Source organism: Peteryoungia rhizophila (genome assembly GCF_004912145.1).
Taxonomy (GTDB): Bacteria; Pseudomonadota; Alphaproteobacteria; order Rhizobiales; family Rhizobiaceae; genus Allorhizobium; species Allorhizobium rhizophilum.
Genome location: NZ_STGT01000007.1, coordinates 93,315 through 114,482 on the forward strand (window position 1 = coordinate 93,315; position 21,168 = coordinate 114,482).

Consider the following 21,168-nt stretch of genomic DNA (forward strand, 5'->3'; position numbering starts at 1 on the left):
TGCTGCAACCAATCCGCCCGCCAATCAAGTTTTGACTTGCATCGATCGTAGATGAGACATAAAGATATCTTTATGTCGTTATTGCGGTGGTGCAAATGAAGCTTGGCGTCGATACACTTGTGGAACTGCTGAAGGCAGCAGGCGAGCCGACGCGGCTTCGCCTGCTGATGCTTCTGTCGTCCGGCGATCTCACGGTCACCGATCTTACCGAAATTCTCGGTCAGTCACAGCCCCGGATCTCCCGGCACCTGAAGCTGCTCGCCGAAGCGGATCTGATCGACCGCTATCAGGAGGGCGCCTGGGCCTATTTCCGCCTGAAGCAGGACGGTGCCGGCGCCACGCTGATCCGTATTCTTCTCGATGCTGCAGAAGATAGCGATCCCGTGTTGCAACGGGACCGCGACCGACTGACAGGCGTCAAGCGGGCAAGAGCGGAGAAGGCGCAAGCCTATTTCAGCCGCAACGCTTCCGAATGGGACGAGTTGCGCCGCCTGCATGTGAACGACGCCGATGTCGAGGCCGCACTGTTGCAGATCGTCGGGACGGAACCGGTCGAAGCCATGCTCGATCTCGGCACGGGGACCGGCCGTATCCTGCAACTGCTGGCGCCGCGCTACCGTCGTGCGATCGGCATCGATGCCAGCCGGGACATGCTGGCCGTCGCGCGTTCCAACCTCGACAAGGAAGGCATCCTGTCGGCGAGCGTCCGCCACGGAGACATCCTGAACCTGCCGCTCGATGCCGGGGACTACGATCTCGTCACCATCCACCAGGTGCTACACTTCCTCGAAGAGCCTGAACTGGCGCTTGCCGAAGCTGCGCGCATGCTCAAGGTCGGCGGTCGCCTGGCGATCATCGATCTCGCGGCCCATGCGCACGAATATCTGCGCGACGAACACGCTCATGTGCGTCTGGGCTTCTCACATCCCGTCATGGCCGAATGGCTTGCCCGGCAGGGCCTGTCCGTCGAAGACGTGATTGACCTGCCACCGGAAAGTGATGCCGGACGCGGGCTGACCGTGACCATCTGGCTCGCCCGGCGCATGGCCGCTAACGCAGAAACACCCCAGGACCACCCTCTTGCCTTGACCGGGAGCAGATAGATGACGAAGACCGAGCGGCCGATCGCCAACACCTCTGACCTCAGGATCTCCTTCGAGTTCTTTCCGCCGAAGTCTCCGGAGATGGACGAACAGCTCTGGCAGACGGTGGAAGCCCTTCAAGCCTACCAGCCGGATTTCGTTTCGGTAACCTACGGTGCAGGTGGCACGACCCGGGAACCGACACTTGCAACCGTGAAGCGTCTCATCACCGAGACGCCACTCTCCACCGCCTCGCATCTGACCTGCGTCGGGGCGACGCGTGAGGAAGTGCGCGCCGTCGTGGAGGAATTCCAGGCGGCCGGTGTTCGCCATTTCGTTGCGCTGCGTGGCGACCCGCAGGGTGGCGTCGGCACGCGCTATGCCCCGCATCCGGGCGGTTACGTCAATGCCGCCGATCTCGTGTCCGGTCTTCGCGACATGGGCGACTTCGAGATATCCGTCTCGGCCTATCCGGAGCGCCATCCCGAGAGCGAAAACGATGTGGTCGATCTCGACATGCTGAAACAGAAGGTCGATGCCGGGGCGACGCGGGCGCTGACCCAGTTCTTCTTCGACAACGACATCTTCGAGCGCTATCTCGAACGTGTCCGCGCCGCCGGGATTACCATTCCGATCGTGCCCGGCATCATGCCGATCCAGAACCTGACCCAGCTCAAGCGCTTTGCGGCAATGTGTGGTGCCAGCATTCCGGCATTCGTCGACGCGCGCTTTGAAGGTTCGGAAGGAGATCCGCGGGCCCGGGCTGCGATTGCTGCCGAGATTGCGGCCGAGCAGATCGCGGACCTTTCGCGAAGTGGCTTGCAGGACTTTCACATCTATACGATGAACAGGGCTCCACTGACGATCGCGACCCTCGAGCGCCTCGGAGTTTCCACACAGACAGGAAATGTATCGGGCGCCGCGGCCTGAGCGGTTCTGCCATTGCAAGGAAAGAGGCGCATGACGGTCCCTGTCATGCGCCTCTTGCTGTTTTTGGAATTATGAATGCTGGAGAGGCCTGGTTCGGCCAAGCCATGGGTTTTGGTTCATTCGACCTGCGTCAGATGAACAGCATCGTGGCTACGAAAACAAACGCTGCACCTACGATAAGGACGTTGATAGAATTGGTCAGTCCCATGTGTGCCTCCTTGCGTTGACCGTTAGATATTATGTCTGATTTGTGTCTATGCAAGGGCTAATCGGTGTTGCGCTGCGGCAAGGGGCAGTGGACAACTTGGCGAATTCCGGTGGTATGGCTTTTATTTCAATGGCTTGGAAAATCTCTCGACCTGTTAATGAAGTTTAATATCCGTGAGGTCCGAGGCGGTTCAGGGGGCGTTTCTGCGGAGTGCCTTCCGCTGGTCTGCCTGCTGAGCGGACAAAGAAAATGGCCGGGGCGGCAGTGCCGCCCCGGCCATTTGTGTTCTGATGCTGCCGATGTCAGAGGGCGTTGAGGAGTGCCGCTGTCGGCCAGCCATCGGCTGGAAGGCCGACTCGCTGCTGCTCCTTTTGCACTGCGACCCGGGTGCCTGCCCCGAGAATGCCGTCGATCTTGCCGACATCGTGGCCAAGTCCCTGCAACTTCGTCTGCAGCGCCATCATCTGGTCGGTGTCGAGGCCCGGTTCCGGATTGCCCTTCTGATAGGCGGGCGCACCGCCGAACTGCGTGGCGAAATAGGCCGCCGAAGTCGTGTAGATGAAGGACTGGTTCCATTCGAGATAAATGTTGAAGTTCGGATAGGTGATGAAGGCCGGCCCCTTGCGGCCCTGCGGCAAGATCAGCGAAGCGGGCAGGGCAGAGAATGCGGTGTCGCCGTCGCGTGGTTGGACGCCGAGCGCGAACCACTCACCGGCCGTCATCGTGCCGCCAAGGCCAGACTTCTCGAAGGGCAGGTTATCCGGGATGCTGACTTCCTGGATCCAGGGTTCTCCGCGCTTGAAGCCGAGATGCTGAATGAAGCGCGCGGCAGTGAGAAGTGCGTCCGGGCTGCTCTGCTTGACGTTTACATGGTTGTCGCCGTCCCCATCCACGCCAAAGGCGATGATGTCTTCGGGGAGCATCTGCACCTGGCCAATTTCGCCAGCCCAGGCTCCGGTGTTGGTCGCAGGGTCGAGGTCGCCATGTTCGACCATCTTGATGAGCGCCAGAAGTTGCGGCCGGAAGAGCTCGGGACGGCGGCAATCATGGGCGAGCGTGACCAAGGCATTGCGGGTGTTGAAGTCGCCCTGAACGGCGCCGAAGTCTGTCTCCTTGGCCCAGAAGGCTGTGATGACGCCGGCCGGGACGCCATATTCCTGTTCGGCGCGTGCGAAGACCTCGGCATATTGCCTGATTTTCTGCAGGCCCATGTCGAGGCGCGCTTTGCTGCCGGTGCGGCTGGAGAATTCGAGGAAAGTCTGGCGGAAGACGCCTTGTGACCGGTCGCGTGAGAGAACCTTCTGGTCGATTGCAGCACCGGCCAGCGCCTTGTCGACGATTTCAGGCGGCGTGCCAGAGGCGATCGACTCGGCCTTCACGCCGTCGAGGAAGGTGGCGAAGTCACCACCGCATTGTTGCTGCGCCTGCACGAGGCCGGTAGTGGCAAGGAGGAGGGCGAGGGGGAGCGCATGACGCAGGGCTTTGTTCATCAGTCGGTCCTTCTAGGATTGGGCACGGGCGGCCTTTCGGCCTTGCAAATTCATGCCGGCCGGAAACAGCAGGTTTGTCAGATGCCTCTAGGCTGCGTTTGCGATCATTTCGAGACGGTTGCGACCCATTTCTGCCAGTTCTTATGGGTGCCGGCAAAGACGTTGATGTCGGTCCCGCCACGAATGCCCGGAATGACGCCGGTCGAGGTGTATTGCCAGAAGGCCCAGCGGCGGTCGGGATAGATCTCGCTCGGGTGCTGGGCGACGGCCCGGACCCAGAAGTGATGATCCTTGAAGGCACCTTCGAGGTTTTCCCGGTGGAAGTCTACCGAGGTATAGATGATCGGTCGCTTGCCGTAATGCGCTTCGATGCGTTGCATGAAGCGCTGCATCTCGCGTCGCACGGTGGCGGCATCGGGCCGCAATCGGCAGGTCGGCGAACTCGGGTTCCACTCGACATCTAGCACGGGCGGCAGATGGTTTGCTTCGCGCGGCACATTGCGGATGAACCAGTCCGCCTGTTCGTCTGCCGTCGAGCAGAAATAGTAGAAGTGATAGGGCGCATGCGGAATGCCGGCGGCACGGGCGCCCTGCCAGTACTCGTGAAAGCGCGGATCCAGCATGTCTCCACCTTCCGTCGCCTTGATGAAGACAAAAGAGACGCCGGATTTCTTGACCTGCCGCCAATCGACGTCGCCGTTCCACTTGGACACGTCGATGCCGTGCACCTCATGGCGGTGCGGCGTCTTGCCATCGAAATGCTGGGGATCGGTGTCGTGGAAGCGCGGGGAGACGGAGGCCGTCTCCATCAGATCGTAAGAGCCGGATGTGCAGGACGTGACCGCCAGGCAAAGGGGAAGAAGGAGGGTCGAAAGCCACCGCATGCAGGGTCCGTCGGCTGAGGATTGAAATTACGTGCCCCAGGCGGTGCGACGAGACGCGACACGCGCGAGCCGACACCACCCTGCCACCATCATGGTTAAAATCGGGTTAGACGCAATGGCACATCACGGCATCGGGATCAGCGGGTCAGGACGGCATGCCAGGCATAGCCGCGCCAGAGCGGTTCGAAGACGAGCTTCAGGCCCTTGGATGCCGCGCGCTGTTCCAGGACTTCCTGCATGTTCGGGCGTGGCGTGACGTGAAAGCGGGTGAGCCAGGCTTGGAGCGCCGTCCGGGTCCAGATGGGTAGACGCTCCTGCTGGCCGAAATCGACGATGTGCAGGGAGCCAACTGCGGCAAGGGCCTCGATCGCTTGATCGATGGCGGCCTGCCAGTCGGGGATCATCGACAGGGCATAGGAGATCATGACTCTATCGAAGCCGTCGCGCCCGAAGTCTGCGGCGGAGAAGGCCGTGGCGTCGGCGACCTGTAATCTCGGCGGATGGGCGTCGCCTGCGAACTTCGCCCTGGCCGTCACCAGCATCTCTGCCGAGATGTCGAGGCCGAAGAGCTCAGCCGTCGGGAAATGGCGACTGACGAGCGCGAGATTGCGGCCCGTACCACAGCCGATTTCAAGCAGAGACGCCCCGGGCGGCATGTTCAGGCCTGATATCATGTGGTCGCGGCCGAGCAGGTAATATTTGCGGGTCAAGTCGTAGATATGCCGCTGGTAGCGGTACATCCGGTCCATGCTTTCCGCGTGGTCCCGCGATTCGGCCGGGTTGAGGGCTGCCGGGCCTTCGCTCATTCGCCGCGCTTCTCGTAGATGTGGAAGCCGCCATAAATCGCCGAGCGATCTTGCCGATTGAGCGCCTGCGAGCGTTCAGCCTGATAGTTCCACTGGCCAAGGAGGGCCGGTGCGAGCTTGTCGGTCAGGATGCTCTCTTCGGCGGCGGTGCGGAAGATCACGCGGGCGCCATCTGCGGCCGTGCGGGTGATCTCCGTCCAGAGCGCGTTCAGCTGCTGCTCGGTCATCCAGTCCTGAGCGTCGAGCAGGACATAGCGATCGACGCTGCCTGCCGGCTTTTTCCCCAGCAATTCGGTAAAGTTCGCATGATGAACCGTCACGCGGTCAACCGACTGGCGGATCGCCGGATAGTGCCGTTCGTGCAGATAGGTCGGAAGAATGCCTTCATCCGGCTTCGGATAGCGGCGCATGAAGGCCTGCCAGGCGAAATAGTTGTCGCGGAGCAGGAAGTGGCAGCAGAGCTTTTCAAGGCGATGGCGCAGGACGGGCGCGATCGTGCCGTCGTCTGCGAGCGAGGCGAGCTCGTCATATTGCTGGGGCGGGATGCCGAGGCCGAAGAGCGAGCTCTTGCGGCGTGTCAGCCAGCGGATCAGCGGTTTATCGAAGAGCGGTGCGATGCGGCTGTCGAAGAACATGCGCTGTTCGCGCAGCGAGCGGGTCTCTGCCAGCTCTTCCAGACGGACGCCATGGCTGCGGGCGATCAGGTGGCCGATCGTGATGAAGCGGCCGAGCAGGCCGGTGCGGTAGATATTGCGGTTGAAGACGGAGATGCGCCGACGTCCGCTCACGCCTCTCGTCTCCCAATAACGTCGCGTGGCCACGTCGAGATTGGGTGCGATATGGCTGTCGTACATGCGGGCGTTGGTTGCGACAGACTGTTCGCCGAGCAGGCGGCGGACCGAGGCATGATTCGGCAGGTGGCGGAAGGCGGCGAGCTTGAGGCGGTTGAGTGCCACGTGGTTCGGGTTGAGATCGACCACGTCGATCGATGCCGGACGACGGCTCAGATAGGCAAGCATGTTGCAACCACCGGAGCCGATCGTGACGATGCGGGCACCTTCGGCCAGATCCATGGCCTGCATGTCGACGTCGGGATCCTCCCAGATCTGGGCGTAGACGAGGCCAGAGAAGAGAAGGCCGAAGAGACGCTCCGAGAGGCCTGCCGCTGACAGCGGTGCATGCTGCAGCAGCGCGTCCTTCAGCTTCTCATTTCCACGAAATCCGGCATCGGGTGCAAGGTCTGTCATGTCGGTCCGCCGCCTCTTTGGGTTTCACGGCGTGTAGCTTTCGCGTGCTACAGTTTGATGACGTGCGCGGTCGGCGGCGGTAACCGAATTTCAATGCATTTCATACAAATTATCCTCAGTTATTTTAGGGGTGTTTAACATGATGTTAAGTGAAATCCCGTTCGGCAGGCGGCTGCGTTACGGCCTTGCCGGGCTTTTGGGCGGGTCCGTGGCGCCTGGGGTCATTGCTTTGCCCGCCATTTCCGAGGGCGGATTGGCGGCGCTTTCCACAGCTTTGCTCGCCGACTGGCCGGTTCTCACGGCATTGAGCCTGCCTCTGGTCGGCGCTGCACTTGGTTGGCGAATCGCCGCATGGGAGGCACTTCTGCATGAACGCATCCGTCGGCTCGAAGGGGGCGCGTCGGAGCTTGCTGCAGCATCGCACATTGATCGACTGACCGGGCTCGGCACGCGACAGGCGCTGACCGCTTTGGGTCGTCCGTCTCGCGGCGCGCTGCTGCTGATTGATCTCGACCGCTTCAAATATGTGAATGACACGCTCGGGCATGCGGCAGGTGATGCGTTGCTGGTCGCCGTCGCAGATCGTCTGCGCCTGGCAGCCGGGGACGATGCCCAGCTCTTCAGAAACGGCGCCGACGAGTTTGCCGTCGTGTTGCCAAAGGTGACGCAACGGCCTGTCGCGGAGTTCGTCTGTCTGGAGATCGAACACGCGCTGGCCCAGCCGTTCGATCTTGCCCATGGGCGAGTGCTGGCGGGCGTCAGCATCGGTGCGACGCTGATGATGCCACAGGACAAGGATGTCTCATCTGCTCTTCAGCGTGCCGACCTCGCGCTTTATCGCGCCAAGGAGGTCTTCGGGCCGAGCCACGCCTTCCATGACGAGCAGTTGGCGCGCGAGGTCATGGAGGGGCTGGAACTCGAACGCGATCTGTCGCGTGGTTTCGTCGAAGGCGAATTCTATCTCGAATATCAGCCGATCGTTGCGGTCGAGAATGGTGATGTTCGGTCGCTCGAGGCGCTGTTGCGCTGGCACCATCCACGGCGCGGGCTGATCGCCCCCGACATCTTCATTCCGCTCGCAGAAAAGACCGGCATCATCCAGGTCCTCGGCAAATGGGTCGTGCAGCAGGCCTGTGCCGCTGCCGTCACCTGGCCGGCCCCGACAGGGGTCAGCGTCAATGTCTCCGGTGATCAGTTCAAGGATCCTCAATTCGTCACGCATATCCTCGATTGCCTGGCCGAGACCGGGCTTGCGCCCGAGCGCCTGACGATCGAGGTGACGGAAGCCGTGTTTTCGATCGATATCGATCTCGTGTGCAGATGTCTTGCCGAACTCCGGTCGGGTGGTGTCCGTATCGCGCTCGACGATTTCGGGACCGGATTCTCCTCCATCAACAATCTGAGGCTCTTTCCGCTCGACGAACTCAAGATCGACCGCTCCTTCGCCCGCCTGATGCTGGAGACGAGCCAGGGCGCCAAGCTGGTCGACCTGATGCACAAACTGTCGGAGACCTTCCAGATCCGCACGACGATCGAGGGGATCGAGACGAAGAACCAGCTCGACTTCGTCAAGTTGCTCGGGATCGGCGAGGCGCAAGGGTTTCTTTTCTCCAGACCCTTTGCTGCAGCTGACGCTCTGGGTTACCTGCAGGCGCGGCTGGCCAAGCCCGCCGTCCCAGTCAGTTCTTGAGACGGCACGGGAAAACATCCCGGGCCTCTCATCCGCATCTTTCGTCTGTCATCCTTTCCTGCTTCCATGATGGCCTGCTTCCATGATGGAAAGTGAGGACGTGCGGATGCATAGAGCGATGAAATGGGGTCTCCGGCTGGCCGTAGCGCTGGTGGGCATCGTGAGTATAGCGGCCGGCGTGCTCATCGCCTTTCCGCCAGACCTGCTGCGGGTCGGAACCGGGTACGCTGCCAAAATCATCTGCTCCAACGTTTTCATTGCCGGTCGCGATGCCGATGAGGTGCTGCGTGACGACGTCCAGGCACCTGGGCATCCGCTTCTGCGGTTGGTGCAAGCGGATGTGGATCTGGAAGGCGGTCTGGTGCGAACATCCCTGCTTGGGATCGTCGCGCCATCCCGCGCTGTGCATCGGACGGGCCTTGGCTGCGCGACTGTGGCGGATGCGGATATCGAGACGGCCCGTCGCCTGACCGCGCCCGTCGCGGAGGCCATGCCGGCCGACGAATCCCTGCCATGGCCGGAAGGCGAGGGAGCCGCAGAAGTAGATCCTCGACTTTCGGCAATTCTGTCCGATCCCGAGCTGCTCGGCCCATCGGCCCGCGGGGTTGTCGTCGTCAAGGACGGTCGGCTCGTCGGCGAGGCCTATGGCGCGGGCTTTAACGAACGGACGCCATTGCTTGGCTGGTCGATGACCAAGACAGTCACTGCGGCTCTGGTTGGGTTGATGCGCGAAGAGGGGCGTCTCGACATCGACGACCGTGGACTGTTTCCCGAATGGTCGGGCGATGCCCGCCGCGAGATTTCACTTGCCGATCTGCTCGCCATGGAAAGCGGCCTGCGCTTCAATGAGAGTTATGGCGACGTGACCGACGTCACGCGCATGCTTTATCTCGAGCCGGATATGGGTGCCTATGCCGCTTCGCTCCCCTCGGAGGCGGCACCGGGGATGCGCTTCAACTATTCGTCCGGTGAAACCGTGCTCATCTCGCGCTACTGGATGTCACGCTTCTCGAACCCGACAGATGCCCTGGCATTTCCGCGACGGGCGCTTTTCGATGCCATCGGGATGCGCAGCGCCGTACTGGAACCCGATCAGGCGGGCATATTTGCCGGCAGTTCCTACCTCTACGCCACTGCGCGGGATTGGGCGCGATTCGCCATGCTGATCGCCGAGAACGGGCGTTGGGCAGACCGCCAGGTGCTCAATCCTGCCATCGTTGCGCGGATCGCGGAGCCGAGTGATGCCTCCGGTGAAGCTTATACCAAGGGGCAAGCATGGCAGAACGGTCCTGGCGGCACGGACCGCGACTATGGTCTGCCGGACGAAACCATCTGGATGTCGGGACATGACGGCCAGTCCGCCGCGATCATACCGCCGGAACGGCTGGTTGTCATGAGGCTTGGCCTGACACCGAGGTGGTTGGACTACAGGCCTCAGAGGCTGGTCGAGGCGGTGCGCAATGCACTGCGCTGACGCCAGCCGTTGCCGTTATTGCATCAGGTGGAGTAGGCCCTTGCGCTTGGCATCGTAGTAGTAGCCTCGTGAGTAGAGGCGTACGGCTTGGTCGTGGTCGTTGTCGCCAACGACCCAGGCGCCCTTGAGGTATTTGACCGCGTATTTGATGTTTGTTTCGGCATCGAACAGACCGTCTGCCGGTCCGTCATAGCCCATGGCCTTGGCTGTGTTGTACCGGATCTGCATCAGGCCGTAATTGCCCTTGCTGTAGGCGGCCGGGTTGTAACGGCTTTCGCGGTGAACGACCCGGTGCACGAGATCGACCGGGATTTCGTAAACCTTCGAATATTTTTCGATCAGCGCGTTGAGGCGCGTCGGTCCTACAGTCTCCGACTTGCGTCCGAGGTCGAGCGAGGACGCTGCGCCGGGCGGGGTGGTGTCGAAGGGGTCGCCGAAGCTGGTCATCGCGGTTGCGCGAAGCGGGGCAGCATAGGCCAGAACCACAGGCTGTTGCTCTGTGGCGGGCGTCGCGGCCGCGGATGCCGAGGTCGTCTGAGGCGCCACGCCGGGTGGGGTGAGCGTCGCTTCGGTGGAAGCGGCGGCCGCTACCATCTGCTCGGCGCCCGTCGTCGGCTGTGCCGTCACCATGGCCAACGCATCGGTGGCAGCCGTCTGCGGCGCGGTGGGCGAGAGCGCAGAGGCTTTCAGGGCGGGGATAGGGGCGGCTGTCTCGGTTCCGGGAATGATCGGTGCCGGGCCGGGATTGGCCGCCGCAAGTTCGGTTTGCGTCATCGCCGTGGCGGCTTCAGCTGCGGTGGCGGCAAGCATTTCCGGTGACTTCGGATTGGCAACCGGTGCGGCGGCCAGGTCAGCCTTCACACTCTCGTCGATCGCGGTGCATCCGCCCAGCCCAGCCAGGATTGAAGCAGCTATGCAAAGGGCAATGCCGCGGTCTGTTCTGAGGTTCATGCCAATATCCATTACGAGATGCGCGCGACGTCACCGGCAAATCAGCCGGCGGTTCGTTTCCAATTCTTAATCTATGCGCGACATTGCGGCAAGCTTACGACCGGGCAGGCGCTCCGGACGGGATCAGATCCTCAAGCTGCGATCTTCCGATAGCCGGCAGTGACTGCCTTGGCGGCGATGAGAACAGTGCCGCCGGAGCGGTTCACCATTCGCCGAACCGCATGTTTTCTGATGGTTTTCCGGAGCCGTTCGGCGAACAGAGCATAGGGCAGGCATGTCAGGGCCGAGAGAAGGAGGAATATGCCTCCCAAAGTCACCGCTTGGGGCAGGAACGGGCTCGCCGGCGTCAGAAATTGCGGCAGAAGTGCGGCAACCAGCAGGCTGCCGCGCGGGTCGCGGGTTTCGCTTTGGAAACAATGCACGATGACTCGCAGCGGCTTTTCTTCCGGCAGATTGTCGTTGTCGGCGATCGGTTCGCTGCCGGCCGGCGCGCGCGAGAGGCCCAGACTGAACAGCAGCAGGCAGGCCAGGCCTGCCCATTGCAGGACCGTGAAAGCGGTCGGCGAAACGGAGAGCACCGTCCAGGACAGCGCAAGTGTCGCAACCACGACAATCATGGAGCCCAGGACCACACCGGGCACGGTGGCGAAGGCGCTCTTTCGGCCGTGTGCCAGCGCATAGGACAGGACCTTGCGCTTCGACCGGCCAGGCACGACCAGAAAGGTCGTCGCGACTACTGCGAACAGGATCCAGGTAAGTTGGGGCATCGCACTCACTCCTCGATCAAGAGGAAGCCAGCTTTCTGCGGCGAGGTCAATGGATCGGACGGTACTTCTGGCCGAGATAGTCCATCACTTCTTTGAACCAGGGCGTACCGAGATTGAACGGCTTGCCCCCCTTGATGCGCGGGAACTCGATGGTACGCAGGCGACCGCCCTGATCTTCGTCGTGTCCGGTAACGCCGGAGATCTTGTTGAGGCCGCTTTCGACCGCAAGATCGACCATGCTCTGGATAAGGCGCAGGTCGTCATAATTGGCCGGGGCAGAGCGGGCGTAGTAGCCTGATTTCTGGACCATCGAGCGGTCGGCATCGAGCAGCTTGGCAAAATGCTTCTGGAACCAACTGCCGACATTGATCGTGTCGAGTTTCACATGTCCGAAGGCGTCGCGCTTGACCTCTTCGCCGGCGGCCTCGCGTTCGGCGACGATCTCGTCCATGCAGGCGCCTTCCGAGACGAAGAGGGTGACGAAGCCCGTGCGGTCCATAATGTCCTTCAGACGAGCCGCCTCGGCATGCATGTCGAAATGCGTCTCCGGCAGATAGAGGCCGTCGATGTTCTTCAGCTCCTGGTTCATCATGAAGCCTTCGATGTATTCGTTGTGCTTGGTGCGCTGCATGTAGGCGCGGGCGGTTGCCGCCGTCAGCCAGCCGCAGTGACGGCCCATGACTTCATGAATGACCAGCGTGCGCGGGGAGGCGCTCTGCTCGTTCGAGACATGGTCGAAGAAACGTGCGCCGACGTCGGCGGCGGTCCAGGCGCCGAGCGTCTGTCTAATCGGATAGACATCATTGTCGACCGTCTTCGGCAGTCCGACGACCGTCAGGTCGTAGCCGTTCGCGCCGAGATAGGCGGCAAGGTCGGCGGCGGTGGTGTTTGTGTCGTCCCCGCCGATCGTGTGCAGGATGGAAACGCCGTCAGCGGCGAGGCGTTCGGCAGCAACGCGCAGTGGGTTCTCACCCTCCTTGACGAGGCCGCGCTTCACACAGTCGGCAACATTTGTGAGCTTCACACGGCTGTTGCCGATCGGCGAGCCGCCATAGCGATGCAGGAGATAGGCCTTCTCGCGCATCTCCTTGGTGATCTCGATCTTGTAGTCCATCAGCAGTCCGCGGAAGCCGGATGTGTACGCGACAAGCTCGACTTCTGGCGCGATGTCCGTGTAGCGCTCGATCAATCCGCCCACGGCAGACGAGAGACAGGGTGCGAGGCCCCCGGCGGTCAACATCGCGACTTTCTGCTTGGCCATCATTCCTCCTCGGGCATGGTGATCGCCCGTCCGCCGTGTGGTTCAGGTGGCAAATGGATGCGACAGGCAAGACGCGCTGTAAAGCCAAAAAATCAAGGAAAACGGGCGTTTCGCACGATTCGGCGTGTCGCGTTCGAATATAATCGTTTCAATTGCTGTGCTGCCGGCGGACGCCCTCTGTGGATAAAACCTCGAGCTTCGGAAGGGGATCCAAATGGGGCGTCTTTAGCGAAATGGATTCAAGATGAAGAAACTTTAATCCTCGGCGAAGGCCGCGCCTTCTTGCTTTTTCTGGTCTTTTTTGGTCAAGGTTCGTGATGATTTTCGATTTCGCCTGCGAACAAATATCGTCATTCTGGGACCGCTTGCTCGGCGCGATCGGTGATGCGGCCGGCAATGTGATCGGCAGTATCGTCGAGGCCGTCCGCACGGCGTTCGAAGGGGATCCCGAAACGCGGCGTCGCGTTTCATTCTCCGTCGCCATCATCGCGCTCTCCGCCAAGATGGCCAAGGCGGACGGGGTCGTCTCCAATGCCGAAGTCGAGGCCTTCCGCAAGATCTTCGAATTTCCGCCGGAAGAAGCGCGCAACGTCGCGCGGCTCTACAATCTCGCCCGCCAGGACGTGGCCGGCTTCGAGACCTATGCGAAGAACCTCGCCGGCATGTGCCGGACCTGTGACGACTTCTGCCCGGTGCTCGAAGACATCATCGATGCACTGTTTCACATCGCCAAGGCCGATGGTCTCGTGCACGAGAAGGAGCTTGCCTTCCTCGCCCGCATTGCGGAGATCTTCGGTCTGTCCGACGAGCGGTTCGCCTCGATCACCGAGCGCCACATCCATCAGGATGGCGACCCATATGGCGTTCTCGGCGTGAAGCCGTCCGACGATTTCGCGACGATCCGCAAGCGCTACCGCGCGCTCGCCGCTGAACATCATCCGGACCGGCTCCAGGCCCGGGGCGTCCCGACGGAGTTTCATGCCGTCGCCAACCATCGCATGGCCAAGTTCAACGAGGCCTATTCCGCCATCGAGAAAGCGCGCCGGGCGGCATGAGTTTCTTCCCGGCCGACTTCGGGCGCGCGGAGGTCTGTCCGTCGCCCAATCACGGCAAACGTGTCGGCGTTGATCGTCCTGACATTCTCCTTCTGCATTATACGGGCATGCCCTCGGCAGAGGGTGCGCAGGCCTGGCTTTGCACGCCGGAAAGCCAGGTCTCCAGTCATTATCTCGTCCATGAGGATGGTCGTGTGGTCCAGATGGTGCCGGAAGCCCGTCGCGCCTGGCATGCCGGCAAGAGCGTCTGGAGCGGTGAGACGGACGTTAATTCCCGCTCGATCGGCATTGAGATCGCGAATGCCGGGCACCCGGCTGGGCTTCCCGATTTTCCCGAAAAGCAAATCGAATCCGTTATCGAATTGTGTCGCGAATGCGTCAATCGGCACGGGATAGCCCCTGAACGGGTGCTCGCTCACTCCGATGTGGCCCCCATTCGTAAGCTTGATCCGGGTGAAAATTTCCCCTGGAAGACGCTCCATCAAGGTGGTGTCGGCCATTGGGTGGAGGCGGCTCCGATCGGTGGTGGTCGCTTCTTCCAGCGCGGCGACAAGGGCCAGCCTGTAGAGGCCTTGCAGTCGATGCTGTCGCTCTATGGTTACGGTATTGAGATCTCTGGTGAATTCTGCGCCCAGACGGAAGGCGTGGTCGCCGCCTTTCAGCGCCATTTTCGGCAAGCCAAGGTTGATGGTGTCGCCGACAGTTCGACTATCGAGACACTGCATCGCTTGCTGACGAGCCTGCCGCGTTTCACCTGATTCAGCCTCTCCGGCACCTGCCAAAGGGTCATCGTTGTCAACGATCCCAGCGCCGTTTTGTTGCACCGCCACACGAATTCCTTATTGGGCCGCTCTAAGGGACGGGCTGAACGGCGCCAGCGGTTCTCATCAGGACCCGGCGCGAACATCAATTCGAGAGAACCGATACAGGCAGCCCGAGCAGGGCTCGCGACGCAGAACTGCGTCCGCTTTGACGCGCGCTGATGTCGGTTCCCGACTGGAGACAGAACCTTCTCATGACACGACGACTTTTCGCTGCCGCGGCATGCATTGCACTTCTTTTGACTCACACCCAGTCCGCACTTGCCGACAGCCAGGAGCAACGCTTCAAAAAGCCCCTGAAAACGATCGCTCGCGACGCCGGCTATCCGGCCGTTCCGGCTTTCTCCAAGAGCCCCTACAGCGCCATCATCACGAAATATGCCAAGAGCTACGGTGTGCCAGTCGATCTCGCCCATGCGGTCGTTCGTGTCGAGAGCAACTTCAATCCCAAGGCGCGCGGCAGTGCCGGCGAGGTGGGGCTTATGCAGATCAAACCGGCCACCGCGCGGTCCATGGGCTATCGCGGCAAGACCAAGGGGCTCTACGATCCCGACACCAATATCCGCTACGGCATGAAGTATCTCTCGATGGCCCACGAGCTCGGTGGCGGGGAAACCTGCGGGACCATTCTTCGCTACAATGCAGGCCATGGCGCCAAGCGCATGAACCCGATCTCGAAGCGTTATTGCGGCAAGGTCATCGCCCTGATCGGCAACTGAGAAACGCCATCGCCGGGTTGCAAAGCGTCTGGACAGCAGGCCTCGTCATGCTATCACCGCACGCAACGTAAGGATGGTGACGCATGGTTCAGCGGTTCAAGTCGATTGTCGTTGGTCGGGGGATGATGGGGGCTGCGGCGGCCCGGTATCTCGCTCTTTCGGGGGATGGGGTTGCCGTCATCGGCCCGGACGAGCCGAAGGACTGGGCGAACCACCACGGCGTCTTCTCCAGCCACTACGACGAAGCCCGGATCACCCGGACGATCGATTCGGACCCCATCTGGGCCCGGATGGCGAATCGCTCGATCGCGCGTTACGGGCAGATCGCTGCCGATAGCGGCGTCGAGTTCTACTCCGAGGTCGGCTGCCTGATCGTCGGGCCGAAGCGTGGCGGGCGCGACCCTTATGTCGGCCAGGTGGAGGCCGCCGCGAGACAGCTCGGTGTCTCGGTGGAGATGGTGTCGGACACTGCGCTCAAGTCGCGCTTCCGCTATTTCGATTTCGGGTCCGATTGCGAGGGTGTCTACGAGCAGGCCAATGCCGGCTACGTCAATCCGCGAAGGCTTGTCGAGGCGCAGAGCATTCTTGCGGAAAAGGCTGGCGCCACAGTGATCCGCCGAACGGCCGTGTCGGTTCGGGAGGAGGGTGGTCTTGCCATCGTCACCACGGATGACGGCGCCGTGTACACCGCTGAGCGTGTGCTGATCGCGGCCGGGGGCTTCTCGATCAACGAAAATCTCTTGCCGAGGCCGATAGACCTCAAGGTCTTTGGGCGGACGGTCGCTTTCTTCCAGATCGCGGACGAGGATCTGCCTGCTTATGCCGGCATGCCGTCACTCATCCATCAGCCCGAAGATCCCGTCGACCACATCTATCTTCTGCCGCCGGTGCGCTATCCCGACGGCAAGACCTATCTGAAGATCGGCGGCGATCCGGATGATCTCCAGCTCGAAGTGGAACCGGAAATTCGCGCCTGGTTCCGCCGGGGTGGGCGACTGACCACGCGCGATCACCTGCACCGGATCATTCGCGGCCTCGTTCCGTCGCTTGCCGACGCGCCGCTCTCGATGGCGGCCTGCGTCACATCGTTCACACCGGAAAACTATCCGGCGATCGGTTTTGCCAGCGAGCATATCGCCGTGCTCACGGGCGGCTGCGGCGCGGCTGCGAAGAGCTCCGACGAGATCGGGCGCCTTGGGGCGGAACTCATCCAACAAGGCCGAATCATCGACGAGGCCTATGGCGACGTGTTCCGACCGGTCTTCAGAGACTGATTCACCAAAAGCGGCCAAGTGGCCCTCCAAGCTCGCTTTTCGGTGGCAATCGGGCAAAGGGTCAGCTATGGACCGCTTGCCAGTTGGCCGGGCAGCCGCGCTTTACCAATGCCGAAAGGCGGTAGGGTGAGGAAAGTCCGGGCTCCACGGAAACACGGTGCCGGATAACGTCCGGCGAGGGCGACCTCAGGGAAAGTGCCACAGAAAGCAAACCGCCTCGCTTGCGAGGTCAGGGTGAAAGGGTGGGGTAAGAGCCCACCGCGTCGCTGGCAACAGGGACGGCACGGCAAACCCCACCGGGAGCAAGACCGAATAGGGATGACACGGGCGGTGCGAAAGCATCGCTACAGCCTGTTTCCGGGCCAGTCATCCGGGTGGGTTGCGAGAGGCAGCGTGCAAACGCTGTCCCAGATGAATGGCTGTCACGTCCCGGGAAACCAGGGCCTTACAGAACCCGGCTTACAGGCCAACTGGCAAAATTCACTCATTTTCAGCTTTCGTGCGAAGCGCCTGAAAACACAGGCGGATCGCGCGGGGCTGCTGCTTGCGTGGGGCAAACTGACCGCAGACCTAAAAGGCTCCGGAAAACAGCGGTTTCTAACCATTCGTTAAGCTTAACCGCCTATCAATGATTGAATCGTGGAACCGGCTCATCCCGACCGTTCCCATTGACGCCCATATTGTCCCATGGTATCCCAATTGCACGCCGTTGCGGGGTTCGTTTCGTCCCCAAAGTCTCGTGAATCAAGTGCTTCCTCTCGTCTTTCGGGCGGGCGCGTCGCGGGTGTGGCGGCTGGTGTATCTATGTGTATTCGGGGGTCGTTGATCGGCCCTTCGTTCAAGGGGAGGTCGGTTGTCAGTGATGAGCCGCTTCCTGTCCAATGCGACAAACAGGATCGATGCGAAGGGGCGGGCTTCCGTGCCTGCGGCATTTCGTGCGGTGCTGGTGCAGCGCGGAATTCAGGAGCTTTATTGTCTCCAGGATTTCGTCTATCCGGCAGTCAACATCGGTGGTCCGGATCTGCTCGAGCGGTACGAGCGGAAGATGGCGGCCGAGGATCCCTTCGCGTTGGAGGCAAACGAGATGTCGCTATTGCTTCATGGTGGCGGCGTCTTCGCACGACTCGATGCCGAAGGGCGGTTGGCGATCACGGATTTCATCCGGGATTTCACGGGGATTTCCTCGGAAGTCTGTTTCGTCGGTCGTTCGGATCATTTTCAGGTGTGGCAACCGCAGGCGTTTCACGAGGCGCAGGCGAGGGCCAGAGAGGTGGTCAGGCAGCGGGGCCTGCGCACCTAGAAAGACGGGGAAACGGAATGGCGGCGACACTTGGCGAAGGTTATCCTGAAGCCGATGGCGGACCGGTTCGCCACATTCCGGTTCTTCTTTCGGAAGTCCTGAAGGCGCTCGAACCCGAGGCCGGCAAGGTGATCCTTGATGGCACGTTTGGTGCCGGCGGTTATACATCCGCCATTCTCGCAGCAGGCGCTCAAGTCATCGCGCTCGATCGCGATCCCAATGCCATCGCCGGTGGCAAGTCGCTCGTTGATTCCAGCGAAGGCAGGCTCACCCTTCATCACACGGAATTTTCCCAGCTCGCCGACTTCGCTCCCGAGGGCGGTCTCGATGGTGTTGTTCTCGACATCGGCGTGTCCTCGATGCAGATCGACGAGGCCGAGCGCGGTTTCTCGTTCCAGCGCAACGGACCGCTCGACATGCGCATGGCGGTCTCCGGCGTTTCTGCTGCCGATGTCGTCAACCGCGCCAAGGTTTCCGATCTCATCCGCATCTTCGGCTTTCTCGGCGAAGAGAAGCATTCGGGTCGGATCGCCCGCGCCATCGAGAAGCGCCGCTTGAACGAACCCTTCCAGACGACGCGCGATCTGGCCAATCTCATCGAGACCGTCAATCCGCGCAAGGCCAAGGACAAGATCCATCCCGCGACCCGCGTCTTCCAGGCGCTCCGCATCTATGTGAACGACGAGCTCGGAGAGCTCGCCCAAGCGCTGTTCGCCGCCGAACAGTCGCTTAAGCCCGGCGGTCGCCTTGTCGTCGTCACCTTCCACTCGCTGGAGGATCGCATCGTCAAGAAATTCTTCTCCGAACGGTCCGGCAAGGCGTCAGGTTCGCGCCATCTTCCCATGGTCGAAGCGCGTGCGGCAACCTTCGATCCGGTCGGCAAGGGCATGGTCGCAGCCACCGAGGAAGAGGCGGAGATCAATCCCCGCGCCCGTTCCGCGAAGCTGCGCGCCGGCATCCGCAGCTCGGCGCCCGCCGAGCGCGCCGACATGTCTATCTTCGACCTGCCCGACCTCGCCACTCTCGTAAAGATCGGAGGCTGACCGTGCTGAGACCCTTCGATTTCCTGATGATCGGCGCCATGCTGGCGGCCGCCACGGTGACCTACCAGATCAAGCACGACACGGACAACAAGGCAGCCGAAGTGCGGCGTCTGGAAGCAGAGATCAAGCTCGAGAAAGACACGATCGAACTGCTCAGGGCCGATGAGGCCTTGCTCGCTCAACCGAGCCGGCTGGAGCGACTGGTAACGACCTATGCAGCCGAATTGCAGCTCGTTCCGACCGAGCCGACCCAGCTCGCCCGGCCGATGGAGCTCCCCATGCTCAAGGACCAGCTTCCCATTCCGGAGGGCGAAGAAGGCACGGAGAGTGTCAGCGCGCCCTCCGACCCCATCAAGGATCTCATCACGACAGGATCGGTGGACCGCTGATGACATTTCTTTCGCGAATCATGCTGTTGAAGAGCCAGGCGCATTTCTCCACGGATGTGCAGCGTGGCGGTGCGGTCGTGAACAGTGCGACCTTCAAGGGAACCGGCAAGCGTAAGACGGAAATGGCCAAGACACGGGTCGGGCTGATGTTCGCCACGTTCTGTGTCGCCTATGCCGTCATCGGCGGACGTCTGGTGCAATATGGGTATGCGCAGCCAGAAACCGTTTCCAGCATCCTGCCCGCCGATCGCCTGATGGCATCACGCCCAGATATTCTCGACCGCAATGGCGAGATTCTGGCGACCGATATTCGCACCGTCTCGCTCTTTGCCGAGCCGCACAAGATTGTAGATACGGACGAAGCCGTGGAGCGTCTGTCGACGGTTCTCAAGGATCTCGACGTCAGGGACACTTATCGCAAGCTGTCGTCCAACTCGCGCTTCCAGTGGCTGCGACGCCAACTCACACCTAAGCAGCAGAGCCAGATCCTGGCGCTCGGCATTCCCGGCATCGGCTTCCGTCCCGAGAAGCGCCGCTTTTACCCGGGCGGGGCGACCGCGTCGCATATTGTCGGTTACGTCAACATCGACAATCGCGGCATGGCCGGGATGGAGCGCTATATCGACAATCAGGGCATGGCCGATCTGCGTGCTCTCGGCATGACCAGCGACGCACCGCTGGAACCGGTGCGGCTGTCGGTGGATATACGTGTCCAGAACATCTTGCGTGATGCGCTGGTAAGTGCCGTGGCAAAATACGAAGCGATCGCTGCCGGGGCCGTGGTTCTCGACGTTCACACCGGTGAAGTGGTCGCCATGTCGTCGATCCCCGATTTCGACCCGAATCGGCCTCAGGAAGGGGCCGAAGAAGGCTGGATGAACCGGATGACGAACGGCACTTTCGAGATGGGGTCCACCTTCAAAACGTTCACCACGGCCATGGCACTCGATTCGGGTAAAGTGACCATGCGGGACAGTTTCGACGCACGTTACCCGATCCGAATCGGCCGATTCACGATCAAGGATTTCCACGGAAAGCACCGAGTGCTGACGGTCCCTGAGATCTTCCAGTACTCGTCCAACATCGGAACGGCCCGCATGGCAGAAGCCGTCGGAACCGCCGGCCACCAGGAATTCCTGACGCGGATGGGTCTCCTGACCCGAATGGAAACCGAACTGCCGGAGGTGAAGGCGCCGTCGCAGCCGCGCGAATGGAAGCAGATCAATTCGATCACCATCTCCTTCGGTCACGGCGTCTCGACGACGCCGCTGCAGACTGCGGTTGGCGCCGCAGCGCTGGTCAATGGCGGAAAGCTCCTGCCGCCCACCTTCCTGACCCGCGACCGCGAGCAGGCCGACCAGATGGCTCAGGTGGTGGTGAAAAAGCAGACCAGCGACGATATCCGGCAACTGTTCTGGATGAACGGCAAGGCGGGTTCCGGCAAGTATGCGCTCGTCGACGGCTTCAATGTCGGGGGCAAGACCGGCACGGCCGAGAAGGTCATCAATGGCCGTTACTCCGACGACCAGAATTTCAATTCCTATGTCGGCGCCTTCCCGATGGATGATCCTAAATATCTGGTGCTGAGCTTCATCGACGCGCCGAAGACGGGCGAGGGTGGTGGTCGGACCGCCGGTCTGACGGCTGCCCCCATCGTCGGCGAGATCATCCGCAGAAGCGCCGCAATTCTTGGTGTAGAACCCACATTCGGGGAAGACGGCTCAGCATTGCTCGTCTCTTATTGATCAGATCGACTACAGGCGGGGCGATTCGCGGA

The 21,168-nt window shown here is 61.5% G+C and carries 19 protein-coding genes and 1 other RNA gene; 13 read left to right on the top strand and 7 right to left on the bottom strand.

Annotated elements, in window-relative coordinates:
- Positions 1-95: 95 nt before the first annotated feature.
- Positions 96-1,103 carry an ArsR/SmtB family transcription factor gene (locus E9677_RS23000; RefSeq protein ID WP_136560395.1) on the top strand — a complete coding sequence of 336 codons (1,008 nt, stop codon included), beginning with the start codon at positions 96-98 and terminating at the stop codon, positions 1,101-1,103.
- Positions 1,104-2,012, top strand: coding sequence for a methylenetetrahydrofolate reductase [NAD(P)H] (gene metF / locus E9677_RS23005; protein WP_136560396.1), 909 nt, complete (start codon positions 1,104-1,106; stop codon positions 2,010-2,012). It begins immediately after the preceding gene.
- A gap of 510 nt (positions 2,013-2,522) precedes the next feature.
- Here metF and E9677_RS23010 read toward each other — a convergent pair.
- The 4 genes from E9677_RS23010 to E9677_RS23025 form a co-directional block, all read right to left on the bottom strand.
- Positions 2,523-3,710, bottom strand: coding sequence for a lytic murein transglycosylase (locus E9677_RS23010; RefSeq protein WP_136560397.1), 1,188 nt, complete (start codon positions 3,708-3,710; stop codon positions 2,523-2,525).
- A 104-nt stretch (positions 3,711-3,814) separates the two neighbouring features.
- Positions 3,815-4,594, bottom strand: coding sequence for a glycoside hydrolase family 25 protein (locus E9677_RS23015; protein WP_136560398.1), 780 nt, complete (start codon positions 4,592-4,594; stop codon positions 3,815-3,817).
- 137 nt (positions 4,595-4,731) lie between these two features.
- Positions 4,732-5,400 (bottom strand): class I SAM-dependent methyltransferase, encoded by a 669-nt coding sequence (locus E9677_RS23020; RefSeq protein WP_168801319.1) that lies wholly within the window; start codon positions 5,398-5,400, stop codon positions 4,732-4,734.
- On the bottom strand, positions 5,397-6,647 hold the full coding sequence (locus E9677_RS23025; protein WP_136560399.1) for a DUF3419 family protein: 1,251 nt from the start codon (positions 6,645-6,647) through the stop codon (positions 5,397-5,399). The genes E9677_RS23020 and E9677_RS23025 overlap by 4 nt, the downstream gene beginning before the upstream one ends.
- 139 nt (positions 6,648-6,786) lie before the next feature.
- Here E9677_RS23025 and E9677_RS23030 point away from each other — a divergent pair, with 139 nt between their 5' ends.
- Complete coding sequence (locus E9677_RS23030; RefSeq protein ID WP_136560400.1) at positions 6,787-8,337, top strand: putative bifunctional diguanylate cyclase/phosphodiesterase; 1,551 nt, start codon at positions 6,787-6,789, stop codon at positions 8,335-8,337.
- A 118-nt stretch (positions 8,338-8,455) separates the two neighbouring features.
- Entirely contained in the window at positions 8,456-9,811 is a 1,356-nt protein-coding gene (locus E9677_RS23035; protein WP_136560401.1) for a serine hydrolase domain-containing protein, read from the top strand.
- Between the two features lie 15 nt (positions 9,812-9,826).
- Here the strand turns inward: E9677_RS23035 and E9677_RS23040 are convergent, their stop codons facing one another.
- The 3 genes from E9677_RS23040 to E9677_RS23050 form a co-directional block, all read right to left on the bottom strand.
- Positions 9,827-10,762, bottom strand: a complete 936-nt coding sequence (locus E9677_RS23040) for a lytic transglycosylase domain-containing protein (protein WP_136560402.1) — start codon at positions 10,760-10,762, stop codon at positions 9,827-9,829.
- 131 nt (positions 10,763-10,893) lie between these two features.
- Positions 10,894-11,529, bottom strand: a complete 636-nt coding sequence (locus E9677_RS23045; protein ID WP_136560403.1) for a LysE family translocator — start codon at positions 11,527-11,529, stop codon at positions 10,894-10,896.
- Between the two features lie 46 nt (positions 11,530-11,575).
- Positions 11,576-12,790: a pyrophosphate--fructose-6-phosphate 1-phosphotransferase gene (locus E9677_RS23050; RefSeq protein WP_136560404.1), complete on the bottom strand. Its 1,215-nt coding sequence runs from the start codon at positions 12,788-12,790 to the stop codon at positions 11,576-11,578.
- 317 nt (positions 12,791-13,107) lie between these two features.
- On the opposite strand from E9677_RS23050, the gene E9677_RS23055 reads away from it, so the two are divergent.
- The 9 genes from E9677_RS23055 to E9677_RS23095 all read left to right on the top strand — a co-directional run bounded on the left by E9677_RS23055 (position 13,108) and on the right by E9677_RS23095 (position 21,136).
- Positions 13,108-13,845: a J domain-containing protein gene (locus E9677_RS23055; protein ID WP_136560495.1), complete on the top strand. Its 738-nt coding sequence runs from the start codon at positions 13,108-13,110 to the stop codon at positions 13,843-13,845.
- The gene (locus tag E9677_RS23060; RefSeq protein ID WP_136560405.1) at positions 13,842-14,603 is read left to right on the top strand and encodes an N-acetylmuramoyl-L-alanine amidase; all 762 of its coding nucleotides are present in this window, start codon (positions 13,842-13,844) and stop codon (positions 14,601-14,603) included. Before E9677_RS23055 ends, E9677_RS23060 begins: the two co-directional genes overlap by 4 nt.
- Before the next feature lie 257 nt (positions 14,604-14,860).
- Positions 14,861-15,385, top strand: coding sequence for a lytic transglycosylase domain-containing protein (locus E9677_RS23065; RefSeq protein WP_136560406.1), 525 nt, complete (start codon positions 14,861-14,863; stop codon positions 15,383-15,385).
- 83 nt (positions 15,386-15,468) lie between these two features.
- A complete protein-coding gene (locus tag E9677_RS23070; RefSeq protein WP_136560407.1) occupies positions 15,469-16,659 on the top strand; it encodes an NAD(P)/FAD-dependent oxidoreductase in 1,191 nt (396 codons plus the stop codon).
- Positions 16,660-16,738: 79 nt separating this feature from the next.
- Positions 16,739-17,137, top strand: an RNA gene (gene rnpB / locus E9677_RS23075) — RNase P RNA component class A.
- A 384-nt stretch (positions 17,138-17,521) separates the two neighbouring features.
- On the top strand, positions 17,522-17,959 hold the full coding sequence (gene mraZ, locus E9677_RS23080; RefSeq protein ID WP_136560408.1) for a division/cell wall cluster transcriptional repressor MraZ: 438 nt from the start codon (positions 17,522-17,524) through the stop codon (positions 17,957-17,959).
- Between the two features lie 17 nt (positions 17,960-17,976).
- Entirely contained in the window at positions 17,977-19,002 is a 1,026-nt protein-coding gene (rsmH, locus tag E9677_RS23085) for a 16S rRNA (cytosine(1402)-N(4))-methyltransferase RsmH (protein WP_136560409.1), read from the top strand.
- A 26-nt stretch (positions 19,003-19,028) separates the two neighbouring features.
- On the top strand, positions 19,029-19,391 hold the full coding sequence (gene ftsL, locus E9677_RS23090) for a cell division protein FtsL (RefSeq protein WP_408014776.1): 363 nt from the start codon (positions 19,029-19,031) through the stop codon (positions 19,389-19,391).
- A complete protein-coding gene (locus E9677_RS23095; protein WP_136560411.1) occupies positions 19,391-21,136 on the top strand; it encodes a peptidoglycan D,D-transpeptidase FtsI family protein in 1,746 nt (581 codons plus the stop codon). The genes ftsL and E9677_RS23095 overlap by 1 nt, the downstream gene beginning before the upstream one ends.
- Positions 21,137-21,168 lie beyond the last annotated feature (32 nt).